Source organism: Rhodococcus sp. B7740, from assembly GCF_000954115.1.
GTDB lineage: Bacteria > Actinomycetota > Actinomycetes > Mycobacteriales > Mycobacteriaceae > Rhodococcoides.
The window spans coordinates 4737313-4756023 of record NZ_CP010797.1 but is presented as its reverse complement, the minus strand read 5'-3'; the positions used below and the strand labels follow the sequence as shown (position 1 = coordinate 4756023).

Here is an 18711-nt window from a genome sequence, read left to right as displayed (position 1 = left end):
GGTCCTGATCGATGCGGGGGAGTTGGACATCTTGTCGGGTGGCGAAGTCTCGTCCGTAGGTGCAGGCTTTGCAGAACCGAAACAGTCGACGCTAGGGGTTCAGTGATGACGGTGCCTGTCCTGCAGAACTACATCGACGGGGCGTTCGTGACGCCGTCGGGCACCGAGATGCTCGATGTGGTGAATCCGGTGGACGAGTCGATCGTCGCCCACTCCCCCATCTCCGACGCCGCCGATGTCGATGCCGCGATGTCGGCCGCTGCCAGAGCATTCGAGACCTGGGGCAAGACGACGCCGACCGAACGGCAGAAGGTGCTGTTGAAGCTCGCCGACGCCATCGAAGCGCACAGCGACGAGATCGTCGAGGCGCAGAGCCGCAACACCGGTCAGCCCAAGGCCACCATCGCGGCCGAGGAAGTCACTGTCGGTGCCGATCAGATCCGATTCTTCGCAGGCGCGGCACGGATGCTCGAGGGCAAATCTGCGGGCGAGTACATGGACGGCTTCACCTCGTACGTGCGCCGCGAACCGATCGGCGTCGTCGGGCAGGTGACCCCGTGGAACTACCCGTTCATGATGGCGATCTGGAAGATCGGTCCCGCGCTGGCCGCGGGAAACACCATCGTGCTCAAGCCGAGTGACACCACCCCGAGAGCACGCTGGTGCTCGCGAAGCTCTCGAAGGGCATCGTGCCCGACGGGGTGTTCAACGTCGTGCTCGGGAACGGCGGCACCGGTGCGGCGATCGTGGAACACAAGACTCCCGGCCTGGTCTCGATCACCGGATCCGTTCGCGCCGGCATCGCTGTTGCCGTGGCCGCCGCCAAGCAACTCAAGCGGGCGCACCTCGAACTCGGCGGCAAGGCACCGGCAATCGTGTTCGACGACGTCGACATCGCCAAAGCCGCCGACGGTATCGCCGAGGCCGCGTTCTTCAACGCCGGCCAGGACTGCACCGCTGTCACCCGCGTCCTGGTCCACGAGTCGGCGCACGACGGACTCGTCGATGCCCTTGTCGCCAAGGCGAAGACGCTGAAAGTCGGCCTGCCCGACGACCCCGATACCTTCCTCGGGCCACTGAACAACGTCAACCACTTCGGTCAGGTGAGCGCCAAGGTCGCGGGTATCGGCGAACACGCCACCATCGTCACCGGTGGCAAGCGCATCGGCGATACGGGCTTCTTCTTCGAGCCGACCATCATCACCGGCGTGCAGCAGTCCGATCCCATCGTGCAGGAGGAGACCTTCGGCCCGGTGCTCACGGTGCAGAAATTCGGCGACGAGGCGGAGGCGATCGCGCTGGCCAACGACGTCGACTTCGGTCTCGCATCGAGCGTCTGGACTTCCGATCACGCACGCACACTGCGCATCTCGGCAGCTCTGGACTTCGGAGCCGTATGGGTCAACTGCCACATCCCGTTGGTGGCCGAAATGCCGCACGGAGGATTCAAGTACTCCGGCTACGGCAAGGATCTCTCGGCCTACGGGGTCGAGGACTACACCCGCATCAAGCACGTCATGAGCTCGACGGAGACTCTTCGATGACCTTTCACCCCCTCGATCCCCTGTCCAGCGACGAATTCGCCACCGTAGCCGAGGTTCTCGGTCGCGACCACGGAGTCGGCGACGGCTGGCGCTACGCCTCGATCGAGATGATCGAACCGGCCAAGTCCGAGATCGCCGCATTCGACGCGGACGGTACCGTGCCTGCGCGTCGAGCAGTCTCGGTGGTGTTGAACCGCAACGAGAACACGACGTTCAAGGCCGTGGTGTCACTCGACGATCGCACCACCGAATCGTGGACGCACATTCCGGATGTGCAGCCCAACTTCACCGTCGACGAGTGGGAGGAGGCCGACGCGACCCTGCGTGCCCACCCCGATGTGATTGCCGCCCTTGCCGATCGCGGTATCACCGATCTGGATCTGGTGTTCATGGACACCTGGACCTACGGCGAGGCAGTGACGCCCGAGAAGTACAAGGGTCGACGCCTGGGCTGGTCCGACACGTGGGTCAAGGCCTCGGAGGGTGCCAATCCCTATGCCGGGCCGGTCGGCGGTTTCCACTGCGTCATCGACGTCAACACGATGGAACTGCTCGAGATCGAGGACACGTATCGCGTCGAGCGGCCGGAGATCATGGGTGAGTACGTGCCCCGCCACATCCCGGAGCGAATCAGGAACGCGAGCACACGCCCACCCCTGAAGCCCCTCGAGATCACTCAGACCGACGGGCCGTCGTTCGAGCTCGACGGCAACAAGCTGACGTGGCAGAACTGGTCGCTGCGCGTGGGGTTCAACTATCGCGAGGGCATGACGCTGCACGCCGTCAGCTACAACGACAACGGGAACGTGCGGTCCGTTGCCAATCGAATGTCGTTCGCGGAGATGGTCGTTCCGTATCGCGATCACACCGAGGACCACTACCGACGCACCGCGTTCGACATCGGCGAATGGGGCCTGGGCTTCATGACCACCTCGCTCGAGCTCGGCTGCGATTGCCTCGGCGAGATCCGGTACCTCGATGCAGTGCTGCACAACAGCAAGGGTGAGCCGTACACGATCACCAACGCGATCTGCATTCACGAGGAAGACAACGCCGTGCTGTGGAAGCACGTCGATCACGACGCCGGAGCCGAGGTGCGACGGATGCGTCGGCTCACGGTCAGCTTCCATGCAACGGTTGCCAACTACGAGTACCTCGTCTACTGGCGGTTCTATCAGGACGGCAACATCGAGTGCGAGGTCCGCGCGACGGGCATCATGGTCGTCACCCACTTCGACGAGGGCGGCACCCATCCGTCCGGAACGCTGGTCGACAACCGCACGTACGCGCCCTACCATCAGCACTTCCTGGTCGCCCGGCTGGATCTGGACATCGACGGCACCGAGAACACCGTGTATTCCAGTGAAACCCAACGTGTTCCGATGGGACCGGACAACCCTTACGGTCTCGCGCTGACTCAGGTCAACACTCCGCTGACCACCGAGTCCGAAGGCAAGCAGGATTACGACTGGAACACCCAGAAGGCGTGGAAAGTCGTCAACGACAACGTCACCAACGGCCTCGGCACCCGGCCCGCCTACAAGTTGGTTCCGGGAGCGGCCATCCCGTCGATGTTCGATCCCGCATCGCCGATCTTCCAGCGCGCCCAGGTGATCGGCCACACCGTCTGGGTCACCCCCAACTCACCCGACGAGCGTTGGCCCAGCGGCGAGTTCGTGAACCAGAGCGGCATCGACCACGGGCTACCGGAGTGGACCGAGAAGGATCGCAGCATCGAGAACACCGACGTCGTCGTCTGGTACACCTTCGGCATCCACCACATCACGCGGCCGGAGGACTGGCCGGTGATGCCCGCGGACACGGTCTCGTTCTGGCTCAAGCCGTTCGGGTTCTTCGATCGAAATCCATCGCTCGACGTCACACCGTCGGAACCGAAGTCGTGCCACACCGATCCCGGTAGCACCTGCCATTAGCTCGCCCAACCTCAGGGAAGGTCCGCCCATGCGTCTGATCGTGGGGTACCAGGCAACACCGAGTGGAGCAGACGGAATCGCCCTGGGGGCAACGCTCGCGCGTTCGCTACAGGCATCACTGGACATCTGTCTGGTACTGCCGCAGGAGCGGCCGGTGCCGTCCAAGGCTCCGGTCGAGGCCGGATACGACGACATCCTGATCGATCGGGCCACCGGCTGGCTCGACGAGGCACTGACCCTGGTACCCGAGGACGTACAGGCACGCGCACACCTGTTGTTCGACGAGTCCTTCGCACAGGGCCTGCTCGACTGTGTGGACGAGTGTGACGCCTACATGATCGTCGTCGGTGCGGCCGGTGACGGTCTGCTCGGACGCCATTCGATCGGCACCGTCACCAGCGATCTTCTGCATGTGTCGCATGTGCCGCTCGCGCTGGCTCCGCGGGGGTATCGGCACTCGCCGCCGCAGCGCATCCGGGAGATCACCTGTGCAATCGGAAATCGGCCGGGGGCAGCCGAACTCGTGCGGGCAGCCACCGACCTGTCCGTCACCGCCGAGTTGCCGCTGCGGCTGCTCTCCCTCGTGTCCGCAGAAGAGCAATCGGCACGGGGTCCGGACGGTCTCGCCAAGGCCGAGGAGGTGCTGCGGACCGTGCAAGCGGAACTGCCCGCCGGATCGGACGTGCAGTTGACGGTGGCGGAGGGCTCCGGCATCGAGAAGGCCGCTTCTTCGCTCGACTGGCACGACGGCGACGTGTTGATGGTGGGGTCGTCTCGACTCGCCCAGCCTCACCGCCTCTTCCTGGGATCGGTTGCCGCCAAGATGCTTCGGGTCGTTCCCGTTCCGATGATCGTTGTTCCGAGAGAGGCCGACGATGAATGAGCACAAGGTAGTCGACGTCGAGTCCAAGGGCCTGTCCGCCGGCCAGCTCGGGTTGCTCGCCAGTGTGGTGCTGGGCATCTCGACCATCGCACCCGCTTACGCACTCACTGCGTCGCTCGGGCCGACGGTCACCGAAGTCGGAGTACATCTGCCCGCGATCTTCATCGTCGGCTTCATCCCGATGTTGCTGGTGGCCTTGGGCTACCGAGAGCTCAACGCGGCGGAGCCCGACAGCGGCACGTCGTTCACGTGGGCGTCGAAGGCCTTCGGCCCGTACGTCGGATGGATGGGTGGCTGGGGCCTGATCGCGGCCACCATCATCGTGCTCTCGAACCTGGCCGGAGTGGCCGTCGACTTCTTCTATCTCTTTCTCGCCCAGGTCACCAGCAACGACTCCTTGGCCGACCTGACCGGCAACAAGCTCGTCAACATCGTCACGTGCCTGGTGTTCATGGCGTTGGCGGCGTGGCTCTGCTATCGCGGCATGCAGGAGACCAAGCGCGTGCAGTACACGATGCTCGGCTTCCAGCTGCTGGTGATGGCGTGGTTCATCGTTGCCGCGTTCGTCAAGGTCGGTTCCGGCGATGGGGCCGAGGACATCTCGTTCAGCCTGGACTGGTTCGACCCGTTCGGGATCCCGAGCTTCTCCGCCTTCACTGCCGGACTGTCGCTGTCGATATTCATGTACTGGGGTTGGGACGTCTGCCTGACGGTCAACGAGGAGACCTCGGGCAGCGCAAAGATTCCCGGGCGTGCAGCGCTGGTCACGGTGTTCTTCATCATCGTGCTGTACTTGCTCACCGCAGTGGCAACTCTGCTCTTCGCCGGCACCGGTGACACCGGAAACGGACTGCAGAATCCCGACACCACCGACAACGTGTTCGCCGCCCTCGCCGGGCCGGTGATGGGCCCCTTCGCGATCCTGCTGTCCCTGGCCGTGTTGAGCAGCTCCGCCAGTTCGCTGCAGGCCACGTTCATCTCACCGGCGCGTACTCTGCTCGCGATGGGTCACTACCAGGCCCTACCGAAGCGGTTCGCCTCCATCACACCGAGATTCAGCACTCCGGGCTTCGCGACGCTCGTGGCAGGCGGGGCGTCCGCCGGCTTCTACGCCGTGATGCGGGTGGTGAGCGACAACGTTCTCACCGACACCATTGCCGCTCTGGGACTGATGATCTGCTTCTACTACGGCATCACGGCATTCGCCTGTGTCTGGTACTTCCGCGAGGAGCTGTTCACCAGCACCCGCAACTTCTTCTTCAAGTTCCTGGCCCCGCTACTCGGTGGCGTCGGGATGGCCGTGGTGTTCGTGCAGACCTCGGTCGACGCCTGGGACCCCGAATTCGGCAGCGGCTCATCACTGTTCGGTATCGGCATGGTGTTCCTCATCGGCGTCGGCATCATCGTTCTCGGCATCGTCGTCATGGCAGTGGTGGCACTGCGCAAGCCGGAGTTCTTCAAGGGCAACATTCTCCGGCGCGACACTCCGTCACTGATCGTCGAGGACTGACGACCCACCTGGACTTCACCGATGCCCGGGGCCACGATGTCGCTTCCGGCGATCAGCCGTCGAGCATGTTCGCGGGCGCCGGATCGAATCCGGCCAACAGCGCGCGGAGTCCGTACTCGAAGGCCTCGTCGGAGCGGGAGGACTTGGAGGACGCGGTGTCGAGGGCTGCGCGCAGTGCGTGACCGACTTCGACACTCGGTCGCCACGGGGCCTCCGGTGCCGCCAGGTCGAGTGCCGAGCCGAGGACGAAGCTGTCGAGAACAGTGATGATGTTCAGCACGTCGGCGGGTCCGAATTCCGCCGCTGTGAGGGCATCTGCCAGCGCGTTGTACATGCCGAAGGCGTGAGCACTGTTGACGGCATGCTCGGTGAGCAACGGAATCAGACGTGGATAGCGGGCGTAGCTGTCGCGGTACGCGCGGGCGATCTGCGCGACGGTCTCACGCCAATCGAGCCCGTGTCCCGGTAGCGCGACCTCGGACATCGCGCGTTCGCGCAACAACTCGACTATCTCTTCGCGTCCCGACACATGGTTGTACAGCGACGACGGGCTGACGCCGAGTTTCTTGGCGAGGAGCGGGATGGTGAAGCCACCGGTATCGGCCACCAGCGCGAGGGCTGCAGTGGTGATTCGTTCGGTGTCCAACAGTGACACGGACGGTCTCCCCACGGTGCGCACCCTTCTTCCTCTTGCGGTTCCGATCGCAGTCGACAATACTTAACGAATCACATTCGTTTTATCGGAGGTCCCATGCTGACGATCACCGCACTCACCGCGCCCGAGGCCCTGACCCGCACCACCCCGACCGATCGGGCACCGCTCCGCGTGGGGTTGGTTCAGCATCGCTGGAACCCCGATGCCGCGGCGTTGAAAGCCGAATTGCTCGAGGCCATCTCCGCCGCCGCGAACCTCGGGGCGAAGGTCGTCTTCCTGCCCGAGATCACCCTGCTGCGCTACCCTGCGGACACCCGTGCCGGAGCCAACCCGGGCAAAGAAGCCGAGGATCTGCTGACCGGGCCCACGTTCACACTCGCTGCCGAGGCCGCAGCCGCGAACGGCATCGTGATCCATGCTTCGCTGTACGAGAAGTCCGAAGCAGCGGACGGATTGGGCTTCAATTCCGCCATCATGGTCTCACCGACGGGCGAACTGCTGGCGCGAACCAGAAAGCTGCACATCCCCATCTCGGCCGGGTACTACGAGGACACCTACTTCCGCGCCGGTCCGGCCGAGGACCCGTATCCCGTGTACTCCCCGGCGGAACTCGGCGGTGCCAGAGTGGGCCTGCCCACCTGCTGGGACGAGTGGTTCCCCGAGGTCGCGCGCAGTTACGCACTCGGCGGCGCGGAAATTCTCGCGTATCCGACGGCCATCGGGTCCGAGCCCTCGTTCCCGGCCTTCGACACCCAACCGCTGTGGCAACACGTCATCGTCGGCCACGGCATCTCGAACGGCCTGTTCATGGTGGTACCCAACCGCTGCGGCGACGAAGGCGAGATCACCTTCTACGGTTCGTCGTTCATCTCCGATCCCTACGGCCGCATCCTGGTTCAGGCACCCCGCGACGAATCGGCCGTCCTCGTCGCGGATCTCGACCTCGATCAGCGTCGAGAATGGTTGGAGCTGTTCCCCTTCCTCCTCACACGCAGACCCGACACGTACGGCCGCCTCACCGAGCCGGTGAACGCCGACGCACCGTACGGTGACGGACACGCCGCGACACCAGTGGTCAAATGAACACCGCCGCAACGACGTTCACGATGCCGTCGGAGACCGCGCCGCAGGACAAGGTGTGGATGGCGTTCCCCTGCGAGGGATACTCACTCGGCGACGACCCGGAGGCCAAGCACGAGGCCCGCTCGACGTGGGCTGCCGTCGCCCACGCCGTTGCCGAATTCGAGCCGGTGACCGTCGTCGTCGATCCGGCCGAACGCGCCGTCGCATCGACGTACCTCTCGCGTGACATCGACATCGTCGAAGCACCGTTGAACGACGCCTGGATGCGCGATATCGGTCCGACATTCGTTCATGCACAGGACGGTTCGGTCGCCGCCGTCGACTGGGTCTTCAACGGCTGGGGTGCACAGGACTGGGCGCAGTGGGACAAGGACAGCCGTATCGGCGAGTTCGTGGCGAATCAGGCTGCAGTACAGCGAATCACGTCGCCGATGGTCAACGAGGGCGGCGGCATCGCGGTCGACGGCGCGGGCACGGTGCTGGTGACCGAAACCGTGCAACTCGATCCGGGCCGCAACCCCGGACTGTCGAAAGCCGACGTCGAAGCGGAACTCGCACGAACCATCGGTGCGCGGCACGTCATCTGGCTGCCGCGCGGACTGACGCGCGATTCCATGCGTTTCGGTACTCGCGGGCATGTCGACATCGTCGCGGCCGTCCCGTCGCCGGGAACGGTGCTGGTGCATCGGCAACACGACAGGGCTCACCCCGACTACGAGGTCAGTTCACTGATCGTCGACGCCTTGCGTGCCACCCACGACGGCTCGGGTGAGGATTGGAACATCGTGGAGGTGCCTGCTCCGCGGACGCTGCGAGATGCCGACGGCTTCGTCGACTACAGCTACATCAATCATCTGGTGGTCAACGGCGGCGTGATCGCCTGCAGTTACGACGACCCGTCCGACGCCGACGCGGCAGCGATCCTGCGCGAGGCGTACCCGGGCCGGGACGTGGTGACCGTGGACGCGAGGCCACTGTTCGAGCGAGGCGGTGGGATCCACTGCATCACCCAGCACCAGCCTTCGGCGAGGAATCTCGGCTGACAGTCGGGTCCTACGAGCTGCGACGAACCTCGAGCTGCTCGCCGACGGTGACGGTGTGCGCTTCGGTCACGCAATCCAGGCGTCCGTCGAGACGCAGGGAGACGTTGTATTCACCCTGCTTGAGGTTGAACGTGGTGATGGTGATGCCGGTGGCGTTCTCGCCCACGATCACGCGCTGACTCAGCGACAGCATCCCGTTGTGAAGAACTTCGCACATCTGACCCGGCAGAACGTTCTCGACGTGAACGGTGATGGCCTTCGGTCCGCCGACAACCTCGATGGTGGGCTCCGGCGTGCTCGATCCGACGAGTCTGAGGTAACTCTTGTCTCTGCGCACGGCCTCGACTTCCCTGTTTGTGTACTCCACCCTGAGGTGAACGCCCGACGTGGTCTCAACGGTAGTTCGTGGCGCGGTTGAAGACGGATTGGTTTCACACGCCGTCATCGGCCTCGCCCCGAGCCTCTCTTTACATCGAGGGCCGAACCGTCCGCGTTACGAACCCGCCTCCGACCAGCCCACCCACAGCCGCGCACATCCAGGGAATCTCGATGTCACCGGTCAGAACATACCCCCCGGACCGCGGATCTGCGAGCGGACTGATCGAACCGATATCTTTACGTATCTTTGCACCCTGTAATCCGCGTACGCGCCGTCCGGCTAGTGAGGTCTGTCCGTTTCCTCGAAGCCGAGCAGTTCGGCCTTCTCGGCGGCGAGCTCGGCGTTGTGCTTCCGACGCTGGTGCCCTTTGACACCGAGCGCAGCGGCCGTTGCTCCCAGAGCCGCTCCGGCGGCCACGCCGATCCAGGTCGACACACCGACGTCACCGCCCTGAACGAGCAATCGCACCAGCACACCACCGAAGCCCAAGAGATACAGAACGCCGACGATCGCCATCCGCGGCCGCCGAAGCTTCTGCACCGTGTACATGTCGACCCCCCGAGCCCGGGCATACCCGATGACCACGAAGGCGACAGTGAGGAGCGCGACGATGATCCCGATCGCAATCCACGCCCCGGTGACTCCCGCCGCGTAGGGCAGGATCGCCGCGGCGATAAGTCCGATCCACAGCAGCGATTGGAATCCGACGGCCGAGGCTTCGTTCCAGGCGTCGCGTTGGAGTTCGTCGGTGTAGAACTCGTCGTCGAGGTCGCCGACGAATCGAGCGGCTCTGACGAATGCGCTCATGATTCTTCCTCTCCTTCGTCTCCGAACAGTGTCTCCACTGTCGTATCGAGTGCGCGGGCCAATCGCAGCGCCAGGTAGACGCTCGGCGCATAGTCGCCGCCTTCGACGGAGACGATGCTCTGACGGCTCACGCCGCAGATGCTGCCGAGTTCGGCTTGGGTGATGCGTGCCTGTTTGCGATGTGCGCGAACGTTGTTCGTTCCGGACATACGTGAAAGTCAACTCTGCTTGTCATTTTTTGTCAAGCCTGCTTGTCATTTGAAGGCATTTACGTCTGCGTAACGCGGGAAACAGACTCGTCACCGCAGAAAATACCAACGCAATACGCGGCCTTTACTGTTCGCAATCGCGAATACAACTCCGTATACAAAACTTCCGAAAGGGCCGTAGATGCCTGCTGTCTCGAAGCGCATGTCCGTCAAGCGCGTCATGGTCGTTCCCGCAGCGCTGGCTGCATTGAGCCTGGTCGCCACCGCATGCGGGAGCAAGGCCAGCGACACCACCTCTGCCGACGGCGGCGGCGGTTCTGCCACCTCGTGTGTCGACACCTCCGGTGACACCATCAAGGTCGGCTCGCTCAACTCCCTGTCCGGCACCATGGCGATCAGCGAAGTGACTGTTCGCGATTCGATCGCACTGGCCGTCGAACAGATCAACGCGGCCGGCGGAGTCAACGGCAAGCAGATCGAGATCGTCGCCGAGGACGGCGCATCCGAGCCGACGGTGTTCGCCGAGAAGGCCGAGAAGCTGATCAGCAGCGACTGTGTCGCAGCGGTATTCGGCGGCTGGACCTCGTCGAGCCGTAAGGCCATGCTGCCCGTGTTCGAGGACAACGACGCTCTCCTCTACTACCCGGTGCAGTACGAGGGACTCGAGGCGTCGAAGAACATCTTCTACACCGGTGCCACCACCAACCAGCAGATCATTCCGGCGCTGGACTACCTGAAGGAGAAGGGCGTCAAGTCCCTCTACCTGGTGGGCAGCGACTACGTCTTCCCGCAGACCGCCAACCGCGAGATCAAGGCATACGCTGCCGCGAACGGTATCGAGATCAAGGGTGAGGACTACACCCCGCTCGGTTCGACGGATTTCTCCACCATCGTCAACAAGGTGCGCTCCGCCGACGCCGATGCGGTGTTCAACACCCTCAACGGCGATTCGAACGTCGCGTTCTTCCGCGAGTACACCAACGCCGGCCTCAAAGCTGCTGACATGCCGGTCATCTCGGTCTCCATCGCCGAAGAGGAAGTCGCCGGTATCGGTGCGGCCAACATCGAGGGTCAGCTGACCGCCTGGAACTACTACCAGACCGTCGACACCCCGGAGAACAACAAGTTCGTCGCCGACTACAAGGCGAAGTACGGTGCCGACAAGCCGACCTCGGACCCCATGGAAGCCGCGTACACCTCGGTCTACCTGTGGAAGAACACCGTCGAGAAGGCCGATTCCTTTGCCGTGGCCGACATTCAGGCTGCGGCCGACGGCGTCAGCTTCGCCGCTCCCGAGGGCGAGGTCGTCATCGACGGGGACAACCACCACATCTCCAAGACCGCTCGCATCGGTGAGATCCGCCCCGACGGACTGATCTACACGGTGTGGGAATCCCCCGAAGCGATCGCACCCGACCCGTTCCTGGAGACCTACGACTGGGCCGCCGACCTCAACTGACCACCACCCATGTGAGTGGAACTTCGTAGCCTGCTACGAAGTTCCACTCACATGCTCCGAAGGAGCTCCCCTATGGACGTCGTGATCGGACAGTTGTTCACCGGCCTGTCGATCGGATCCATTCTTCTCCTCGCCGCCCTCGGGCTCTCACTGACATTCGGTCAGATGGGCGTCATCAACATGGCGCACGGCGAGTTCATCATGGCCGGCTCGTACACGGCCTACGTGGTGCAGCAGATCGTCTCCACCGGCGGCGCATCACTGTTCATCTCTCTGATCGTCGGCTTCCTCGTCGGCGGTGCAATGGGAGTCTTGTTGGAGGTCACGCTGATTCAGCGCATGTACCACCGACCACTCGACACCCTGCTCGTCACGTTCGGCGTCGGGCTCATCCTGCAGCAGCTCGCTCGCGACATCTTCGGAGCACCCGCGGTCAACGTCGTCTCCCCGGGATGGCTCAGCGGCGGCGTCGACATTTTCGGTGCCGTGGTTCCCAAGACCAGAATCTTCATCCTCGTGCTCGCGATCGTCGCCGTTCTCGCACTGTCGATGGCACTGAAGAAGACCGCAATGGGTCGACGCATCCGTGCGGTGGTGCAGAACCGTGATCTCGCGGAGACCTCGGGTATCTCGAGCCGTAGGACGGATATCTCGACGTTCTTCCTCGGTTCCGGTCTCGCCGGTGTCGCGGGCGTCGCGCTCACCCTGATCGGTTCCACCAGTTCCACTGTGGGACAGAGCTATCTGATCGACGCCTTCCTGGTGGTAGTGGTCGGCGGACTCGGCCAGATCAAGGGTGCGGTCATCGCGGCCTTCGCCCTCGGGATTCTCAACTCGTTCATCGAGTACAGCACCACGGCCTCGATCGCCAAGGTCATCGTGTTCGTGCTCATCGTGATCTTCCTGCAGGCCCGCCCGCAAGGCTTGTTCGCCGTCAAGACAAGGAGCCTGGTATGAGCGAGTTCATCGCCAAGCGCGGTGCCCTACTGGGATTCGCGCTCGCCGCGATCCTGCTGTTCGCCGTCGCTCCGGCCGTTCTCAGCGACTTCCGGCTGAACCTGCTGGGCAAGTTCATCTGTTACGCGATCGTGGCCGTCGGTATCGGATTGGCCTGTGGCCGAGGCGGAATGCTCACTCTCGGTCAGGGCGTCTTCTTCGGCATCGGGGCCTACATCATGGCCATGCATCTGAAGATCTCCGACGCCGATCTCCGCGGCGACGACGTACCGGACTTCATGTCGATCGCAGGCATCCGTGAACTGCCGTCGTACTGGGTGCCGTTCACCTCACCGATCACCACGATCCTGGGCATTCTGTTCCTGCCGGCCCTGGTGGCACTGGTACTCGGTCTCGGCGTGTTCAAGCGTCGGGTCAAGGGCGCGTACTTCGCGATCCTCAGCCAGGCACTCGCCGCCGCGTTCGCGATTCTGCTCATCGGTCAGCAGACCACGGGCGGCTCCAACGGCCTCAACAGGTTCCGCACGTTCTTCGGGTTCAATCTCAACGACCCCGCGAACAAGCAGATGCTGTTCTTCATCGCCGCAGGCGTACTGCTCGTGGTCGTCGCCATCACCCGCCAGCTCATGTACTCGCGCTACGGCGAACTGCTGGTCGCGGTGCGGGATCAGGAGGAGCGCGTGCGGTTCCTCGGATACGACCCCGCCAACGTCAAGATCGTGGCCTACGTGGCCGCGGCGTTCTTCGCGGGTCTCGCAGGCGCACTGTTCGTTCCGATCGTCGGCATCATCTCCCCCAACGACGTCGGCATCGTCCCGTCCATCGCGTTCCTCATCGGTGTGGCGATCGGCGGTCGCACCACCCTGCTCGGCCCGGTCCTCGGCGCGCTCGGCGTCGCCTGGGCTCAGACCACACTGTCCGAGCAGTTCCCGTCCGGCTGGACGTACGCGCAGGGTCTGCTGTTCGTGGTGGTCGTCGGGTTCTTCCCCGCCGGTATCGCGGGACTGTTCGCGCTGCGCAAACGAAAGCAGGAATCCGAACCGGTTCCCGAACCGAGCGAAGAGCCAGAGAAGGAACTGACGCGATGATTCATGTCGAAGGTCCGCAACCCACGTTCGGCGGCAACGCCGGCATGTCGAGTCAGTATCTCGAAGTACGAGATCTGACAGTCAGTTTCGACGGTTTCAAAGCCAACACCAACGTCGACCTGACGCTGATGCAGGGCGATCTGCGCTTCCTCATCGGGCCCAACGGTGCAGGCAAGACCACCCTGATCGACGCCATCACCGGCCTCGTCCCGGCCACCGGCTCGGTCACCAAGTCCGGGGTCGAACTGCTCGGCAAGAAGGTGCATCAGATCGCCCGCCTCGGCATCGGCCGAACCTTCCAGACCGCCAGCATCTTCGAGAATCTGACGGTATTGCAGAACCTGGATATCGCCGCCGGATCCGGTCGGTCCGTGCTGACGATGCTGCGTCGTCGAGGATCGGTACTCCCCCAGATCGAGGAGGCCCTCGAGACCACCGGCCTGACGGCCGAGCGCGACAAGCCCGCGGGAATTCTCGCGCACGGGCAGAAGCAGTGGCTCGAGATCGGAATGCTGTTGGTGCAGAACGCAGACGTGCTCCTGCTCGACGAGCCGGTCGCAGGCATGAGCCACGAGGAGCGCGAGGAAACCGGCCAACTGCTGCAGCGAATCGGTGGTGAGCGGACCGTCGTCGTCGTCGAGCACGACATGGACTTCATGCGTATGTTCGCCACCTCGGTGACGGTGTTGGCTGCCGGACGTGTTCTGGCCGAGGGCACGGTGGCCGAGGTACAGGCAGATCCGAAAGTCCAAGAGGTCTATCTCGGCACCGCAGCTGCGGGCGAGGAACTCGACCAGATCGCAGAGGAAGGAGCCGACCATGCTTGAACTGGTCGATGTGCGTACCGGCTACGGACGCAGCGAAGTGATTCACGGTGCGTCGCTGACGGTTCCGGCCGACGGTGTCGCGGCGGTGATGGGACACAACGGTGCGGGCAAGACCACTCTGCTGCGGGCTGCGGTGGGGTTGCTCAAGGTCGACTCCGGCAAGGTCATGTTCGACGGCGAAGACGTGAGCGCGTTGCGTCCCAGCGCCCGCGTCGCCCGCGGACTCGCGTATGTGCCGCAGGGTCAGCAGTCGTTCGGCCAGTTGACGACGGCCGAGAATCTGCAGGTCGTCGCCGACGGTCGCAAGCGTGGCAAGGCACTCGTCGACGAGGCACTCGATCTGTTTCCGGCGTTGAAGGAGTTGCTCGGTCGCAGAGCGGGATTGCTCTCGGGTGGTCAGCGCCAACAGCTCGCGATCGCACGGGCACTGATCACCGAACCGCGGATGTTGATTCTGGACGAGCCGACCGAGGGCATTCAGCCGTCGGTCGTCGCCGAGATCGAACGAACCGTCATCGAACTCACTCGACGCGGAGGATTGGGAGTGTTGTTGGTGGAGCAGCACATCGGCTTCGCCCTCGAGTCGGCGCAGAACTACTACATCCTCGAGGCCGGCCGCATCACGTCCACCGGCGTGGGCGGGAGCGAGTCCGAGGCGGACGTCCGCGCAGCCATGGCGATCTGACCGGACCCATCGTGCCGCGCAAGGACCTTCGCGAGAAGGTCTATTCGTCACTGCGCCGGGATCTGATCTCCGGTGCCATCAGCTCCACCGAACGGCTCGGCGAGGAGCGTCTCGCCGAGCTGTACGGTGTCTCACGCACTCCGGTGCGCGAGGCGCTGGCGCGGCTGCAGGCCGACGGCCTCGTCACCCGCGACGAGGCCGGCCTGCACGCCTATCGCCCCCGGATCGGCGATCTCCCCGATCTCTACGAGCTCCGGTCGACTCTCGAAGCCCGGGGCATCATCCGATCGATGTCGCACCCGGTCGATCGGTCGTCGTTGTCGCACCTGTTGGACACCTGGATCGGTTTGCGGGCCGACCCACCCGACACCACCGACGATCTGGTCTCGCTCGACGAGAACTTCCACGTCACCTTGTTGGCTGCCTCGGGCAACCCTGCTCTGACCGAGGCACTGTGCACCGTGAATGCCAAGGTGCGTCCGGTTCGGATACTCGGCGGACTCACCGCCGCAGCCGTCGTCTCGGCGATCGATCAACACATCGACATCGTCGAACGTGTCCTCGCCGGGACCTTGGACTCGGCACTGGAACTGCTACTGGCACATATCGATTCCTCACGCGACCTGGTGGTCGAGCGGGCCGAGCAAGCTGCGGCGCTGGCGGGCGCGGTCCGGATGTGACTCGGATCAATTCTCCGAGAGAATCCGATCGATGTCGTCGAGCACGGTCTGTCCGCCCTTGGGTCCGACGCCGGTGATCCAGTACGACAGGTCCACCGCGTGTGGATTCGGCAGTACGGCCGCGTTGGCGGTGATCGACTCCGGTATCGCTGCGGGGTCCGACGGGTCCGAGGCGGTGACGACGATCAGATCCGCGGCCGCCTGAGCTGCCAGCTCGGGCGAGAGGTCGACCGAGATCTCGTCGGCCCATTCCGGCCTCGGCGGGGTGGTGAAGCCTGCGCACTCGAGCGTGCTCCCGGCGAACGACGTCGGCCCGTAGAGGGTCAGTTCGCCCGCGCGGGGGCGGATCAACTGTGCCGTTTTCCCAGCGGTGTCGTGTTTCTCGGCGATCTCGGCACACCGATCGTCGTACGCGGTGAGCAGTTGCTCCGCAGTGTCCTCCTTGCCGAGAGTGCGTCCGACGAACCGGACGTTGTCGCGCCACGGATCGGATTGGGAGGCCATGAACACCGTCGGCGCCACGGCGGCGAGTTGGTCGTAGTAGTCGGCATGCCGAGTCTCCGTGCCCAGGATGAGATCCGGTTGCAGAGCCGCGATGTCCTCGATGGTCGGTTCGGCAACGGTGCCGACGGTGGCGATGTTCGCGGCTTCGGTACCGAGGTACGACGGCACGCCGCTCGCCTCGCTGAGCACCGCGGTCCCGACGGGTACGACGCCGAGGGCGACGGTGGTGTCGAGTTCGACCGGCTCGAGCGTGACGATGCGCAGCGGGTTCTCGGGAACCTCGACCGTTCCCCGGACGGTCTCGACCGAGCGCGTCGCGCCGCCGTCGGCGTCGGAGCCGGCCTCGGTGGACGAACACGCCGTCGCAGCCACGCCGAGGGCGACGGCCAGAGCGAGGGTCATGATGCGGTTGTGAGACTTGGTCAAGGGTCCTCCATGGCTGCATTGTCTGGAATCACAAAGAGGCTAGCCTATCCTTTGTCGACCCGGTGACGCCCGGCCGTCCAGTGGGTACGGTGTGGCTGTGACCACTCCACGCATTCCGTCCGGTACCGCCAGAACTCTCGGACCCGTCAACTGGGTCATCTGCAAGGTGATCGCCAAAGGTGCGGGGGTGCCCAATCCTCATCTGTTCACCACCCTCGGGCGCACCGGCGGACTGTTCCGAGCCTGGCTGTTCTACAGCGGGCACCTGATGCCGGCCGGCAAGATCTCCCGCAAGGAAACCGAGATGGTGATCCTGCGCGTGGCTCACATACGAGAGTCCGCCTACGAGATGGATCATCACATCCGGCTCGGCAAGCGCGCGGGTATCGACCGCGATCTGCTCGAGCTGATCAAGACCGGACCCGACGCACCAGGCCTGTCGACGCGGTATCGGACCATCCTGACCGCGGTCGACGAACTCATCGCCACCAAGATTCTCTCCGACGCGACCTGGAACGAACTCGCCACCCAGTTCGACGAGCGCAGGCTCATCGAATTCGTCCTGCTGGTCACCCAATACGACGGGCTGGCAACCACTCTCGCGACCCTGCGCGTCGAACGCGACTACACCGAACGGTAGAGGGTGTCCGCCGACCGCCCGATCCCCACCTCGCGTACCGCACGGGGTGCCGCGCTGGGACGCGCAGCGGCCGGCCAGGCGGTCCGCACCGCGGGAGCCCGCATGTCGATGGTCGGACGGTCGGAAGCGGTGCGCGATCGGATCTCGGAGAAAGCCTCGGTGCAGGCGGCCGATCAGCTGGTGACCGTGCTCGGCAGCATGAAGGGCGCAGCGATGAAGCTGGGCCAGATGTTCTCGGTACTCGATCCCGCCCTGGTCCCCGAGCACCATCGACAACGGTTCCAGGACAAGCTCGCCGCACTTCGCGACCGAGCCCCGGAAGTCGACTTCGACGCGATGCGCGCCGTCGTCGAAACGGATCTGGGCGACACCGTCGCCAACCTCTTCGCCGAGTTCGACCGAGATCCGATCGCCGCCGCCTCGATCGGCCAGGTCTACCGCGCTCGCCTGCACGACGGCCGAGTCGTCGCCGTCAAGGTCCAGTACCCCGGAGTCGACGACGCGGTGCGCGCCGACATGAAGAACCTCGCACTGTTTCTGAAGTTCTGGCGCAACGCTCTTCCCGCGGTGGCCGAGCCGGAGCTCGTCGAGGAATTGCGTCTGAATTTCGAACGCGAACTCGACTACCTGGAAGAGGCGCGCACCCAATCGATCCTGGCCGATCGATTCCGCAACCACCCGTTTCTCGCTGTGCCCGACGCGATCGAGGGCATGTGTACCCGCCGAGTTCTCGTCACCGAGTTCTTCGACGGCATCGCGTTCGATCGAATTCGGTCACTACCCGCCGCCGAACGCGATCGCATCGGCGAGATCGTCTACCGCTTCTACATCGGTTCGCTGTATCGGTACGACGAATTCTGCGGTGATCCGCATCCGGGAAACATGTTGCTCGGCAACGACGGTCGCGTCGGGTTCATCGACTTCGGTCTCTTCAACCGCATGCGACGAGAGCACGTCGAGTTCGAGCTCGACTGTCTGAGGATGGCGTCGGAAGAACGCGGCGTGGACCTGCTCGCCGCGATGATCGCCCGGGGTATCGTCGACGCCACCGCCGGCGTCACCGCGGACGAATGTCTGGAGTACGTCTTCGCGGCGTCGGAATGGAATCTCGTCGATCGGGTCATGACGGTGACACCGTCGTTGGCGTCGAGTGGGCTGATGCTCGCGATCGACCCACGCGGTGGACAATTCACCGGAATGAAGCGGCAGAACCTTCCTGCCGAGCACCTGTTCTCCCGTCGAGCCGATTTCATGACGTTCGGCGTTCTGGGGCAGCTCGAGGCGACGGCCAACTGGCACGGAATCGCTCGCGAATGGATCTACGGCGACGCCCCGGTCACCGAACTCGGTGTTGCCGAGTTGCGGTGGCGGGGCGAGCAGAACCGCTGACGCTGCGCC

18 protein-coding genes and 1 pseudogene are annotated in these 18711 nt (G+C 64.2%); 14 read left to right on the top strand and 5 right to left on the bottom strand.

Features of this window, described 5'->3' with window-relative positions:
• The first annotated feature begins 105 nt into the window (after window positions 1-105).
• The 4 genes and pseudogenes from NY08_RS22220 to NY08_RS22205 all read left to right on the top strand — a co-directional run bounded on the left by NY08_RS22220 (window position 106) and on the right by NY08_RS22205 (window position 5871).
• Window positions 106-1544: pseudogene (locus NY08_RS22220) on the top strand (gamma-aminobutyraldehyde dehydrogenase).
• A complete protein-coding gene (locus tag NY08_RS22215; RefSeq protein ID WP_045198845.1) occupies window positions 1541-3478 on the top strand; it encodes a primary-amine oxidase in 1938 nt (645 codons plus the stop codon). The pseudogene NY08_RS22220 and the gene NY08_RS22215 overlap by 4 nt, the downstream one beginning before the upstream one ends.
• 28 nt (window positions 3479-3506) lie before the next feature.
• Window positions 3507-4361, top strand: a complete 855-nt coding sequence (locus NY08_RS22210) for a universal stress protein (protein ID WP_032393831.1) — start codon at window positions 3507-3509, stop codon at window positions 4359-4361.
• Window positions 4354-5871 (top strand): APC family permease, encoded by a 1518-nt coding sequence (locus NY08_RS22205; RefSeq protein ID WP_045198843.1) that lies wholly within the window; start codon window positions 4354-4356, stop codon window positions 5869-5871. Before NY08_RS22210 ends, NY08_RS22205 begins: the two co-directional genes overlap by 8 nt.
• A gap of 52 nt (window positions 5872-5923) precedes the next feature.
• Here NY08_RS22205 and NY08_RS22200 read toward each other — a convergent pair whose 3' ends face one another.
• A complete protein-coding gene (locus NY08_RS22200; RefSeq protein WP_045200964.1) occupies window positions 5924-6541 on the bottom strand; it encodes a TetR/AcrR family transcriptional regulator in 618 nt (205 codons plus the stop codon).
• A gap of 81 nt (window positions 6542-6622) precedes the next feature.
• On the opposite strand from NY08_RS22200, the gene NY08_RS22195 reads away from it, so the two are divergent.
• Window positions 6623-7609: a nitrilase-related carbon-nitrogen hydrolase gene (locus NY08_RS22195; protein ID WP_045198841.1), complete on the top strand. Its 987-nt coding sequence runs from the start codon at window positions 6623-6625 to the stop codon at window positions 7607-7609.
• Window positions 7606-8652, top strand: coding sequence for an agmatine deiminase family protein (locus NY08_RS22190; RefSeq protein ID WP_045198839.1), 1047 nt, complete (start codon window positions 7606-7608; stop codon window positions 8650-8652). Before NY08_RS22195 ends, NY08_RS22190 begins: the two co-directional genes overlap by 4 nt.
• 10 nt (window positions 8653-8662) lie before the next feature.
• Here the strand turns inward: NY08_RS22190 and NY08_RS22185 are convergent, their stop codons facing one another.
• The 3 genes from NY08_RS22185 to NY08_RS22175 form a co-directional block, all read right to left on the bottom strand.
• On the bottom strand, window positions 8663-8989 hold the full coding sequence (locus NY08_RS22185) for a hypothetical protein (RefSeq protein ID WP_045200962.1): 327 nt from the start codon (window positions 8987-8989) through the stop codon (window positions 8663-8665).
• A gap of 321 nt (window positions 8990-9310) precedes the next feature.
• Window positions 9311-9838 (bottom strand): hypothetical protein, encoded by a 528-nt coding sequence (locus NY08_RS22180; protein WP_045198837.1) that lies wholly within the window; start codon window positions 9836-9838, stop codon window positions 9311-9313.
• Window positions 9835-10047 (bottom strand): helix-turn-helix transcriptional regulator, encoded by a 213-nt coding sequence (locus NY08_RS22175; protein ID WP_032393826.1) that lies wholly within the window; start codon window positions 10045-10047, stop codon window positions 9835-9837. Before NY08_RS22175 ends, NY08_RS22180 begins: the two co-directional genes overlap by 4 nt.
• A gap of 181 nt (window positions 10048-10228) precedes the next feature.
• Between NY08_RS22175 and urtA the strand changes: the two genes are divergently transcribed.
• From urtA to NY08_RS22145, 6 genes are all read left to right on the top strand, one after another.
• Entirely contained in the window at window positions 10229-11506 is a 1278-nt protein-coding gene (gene urtA, locus NY08_RS22170) for an urea ABC transporter substrate-binding protein (RefSeq protein ID WP_032393825.1), read from the top strand.
• Window positions 11507-11578: 72 nt separating this feature from the next.
• The gene (gene urtB / locus NY08_RS22165) at window positions 11579-12463 is read left to right on the top strand and encodes an urea ABC transporter permease subunit UrtB (protein WP_045198834.1); all 885 of its coding nucleotides are present in this window, start codon (window positions 11579-11581) and stop codon (window positions 12461-12463) included.
• Window positions 12460-13551: an urea ABC transporter permease subunit UrtC gene (urtC, locus tag NY08_RS22160; protein WP_045198832.1), complete on the top strand. Its 1092-nt coding sequence runs from the start codon at window positions 12460-12462 to the stop codon at window positions 13549-13551. The genes urtB and urtC overlap by 4 nt, the downstream gene beginning before the upstream one ends.
• Window positions 13548-14378 (top strand): urea ABC transporter ATP-binding protein UrtD, encoded by an 831-nt coding sequence (gene urtD, locus NY08_RS22155; protein ID WP_032393822.1) that lies wholly within the window; start codon window positions 13548-13550, stop codon window positions 14376-14378. Before urtC ends, urtD begins: the two co-directional genes overlap by 4 nt.
• Entirely contained in the window at window positions 14371-15063 is a 693-nt protein-coding gene (urtE, locus tag NY08_RS22150) for an urea ABC transporter ATP-binding subunit UrtE (RefSeq protein WP_045198830.1), read from the top strand. The genes urtD and urtE overlap by 8 nt, the downstream gene beginning before the upstream one ends.
• A gap of 11 nt (window positions 15064-15074) precedes the next feature.
• A complete protein-coding gene (locus NY08_RS22145) occupies window positions 15075-15743 on the top strand; it encodes a GntR family transcriptional regulator (RefSeq protein WP_045198829.1) in 669 nt (222 codons plus the stop codon).
• 6 nt (window positions 15744-15749) lie between these two features.
• Here NY08_RS22145 and NY08_RS22140 read toward each other — a convergent pair whose 3' ends face one another.
• Window positions 15750-16649 carry an iron-siderophore ABC transporter substrate-binding protein gene (locus NY08_RS22140; RefSeq protein WP_200893244.1) on the bottom strand — a complete coding sequence of 300 codons (900 nt, stop codon included), beginning with the start codon at window positions 16647-16649 and terminating at the stop codon, window positions 15750-15752.
• Between the two features lie 115 nt (window positions 16650-16764).
• On the opposite strand from NY08_RS22140, the gene NY08_RS22135 reads away from it, so the two are divergent.
• Window positions 16765-17313, top strand: coding sequence for a carboxymuconolactone decarboxylase family protein (locus NY08_RS22135; protein WP_045198824.1), 549 nt, complete (start codon window positions 16765-16767; stop codon window positions 17311-17313).
• Window positions 17314-17316: 3 nt separating this feature from the next.
• Window positions 17317-18702, top strand: a complete 1386-nt coding sequence (locus NY08_RS22130) for an ABC1 kinase family protein (protein WP_045198822.1) — start codon at window positions 17317-17319, stop codon at window positions 18700-18702.
• Window positions 18703-18711: the final 9 nt, after the last annotated feature.

What these genes read in the sequence shown, in the direction of transcription:
- NY08_RS22215 (WP_045198845.1), top strand. Translation starts at nt 1,541, where the DNA reads ATGACCTTTCACCCCCTCGATCCCCTGTCCAGCGACGAATTCGCCACC.
- NY08_RS22210 (WP_032393831.1), top strand. Translation starts at nt 3,507, where the DNA reads ATGCGTCTGATCGTGGGGTACCAGGCAACACCGAGTGGAGCAGACGGA.
- NY08_RS22205 (WP_045198843.1), top strand. Translation starts at nt 4,354, where the DNA reads ATGAATGAGCACAAGGTAGTCGACGTCGAGTCCAAGGGCCTGTCCGCC.
- NY08_RS22195 (WP_045198841.1), top strand. Translation starts at nt 6,623, where the DNA reads ATGCTGACGATCACCGCACTCACCGCGCCCGAGGCCCTGACCCGCACC.
- NY08_RS22190 (WP_045198839.1), top strand. Translation starts at nt 7,606, where the DNA reads ATGAACACCGCCGCAACGACGTTCACGATGCCGTCGGAGACCGCGCCG.
- NY08_RS22180 (WP_045198837.1), bottom strand. Translation starts at nt 9,838, where the DNA reads ATGAGCGCATTCGTCAGAGCCGCTCGATTCGTCGGCGACCTCGACGAC.
- NY08_RS22175 (WP_032393826.1), bottom strand. Translation starts at nt 10,047, where the DNA reads ATGTCCGGAACGAACAACGTTCGCGCACATCGCAAACAGGCACGCATC.
- urtA (WP_032393825.1), top strand. Translation starts at nt 10,229, where the DNA reads ATGCCTGCTGTCTCGAAGCGCATGTCCGTCAAGCGCGTCATGGTCGTT.
- urtB (WP_045198834.1), top strand. Translation starts at nt 11,579, where the DNA reads ATGGACGTCGTGATCGGACAGTTGTTCACCGGCCTGTCGATCGGATCC.
- urtC (WP_045198832.1), top strand. Translation starts at nt 12,460, where the DNA reads ATGAGCGAGTTCATCGCCAAGCGCGGTGCCCTACTGGGATTCGCGCTC.
- urtD (WP_032393822.1), top strand. Translation starts at nt 13,548, where the DNA reads ATGATTCATGTCGAAGGTCCGCAACCCACGTTCGGCGGCAACGCCGGC.
- urtE (WP_045198830.1), top strand. Translation starts at nt 14,371, where the DNA reads ATGCTTGAACTGGTCGATGTGCGTACCGGCTACGGACGCAGCGAAGTG.
- NY08_RS22140 (WP_200893244.1), bottom strand. Translation starts at nt 16,649, where the DNA reads ATGACCCTCGCTCTGGCCGTCGCCCTCGGCGTGGCTGCGACGGCGTGT.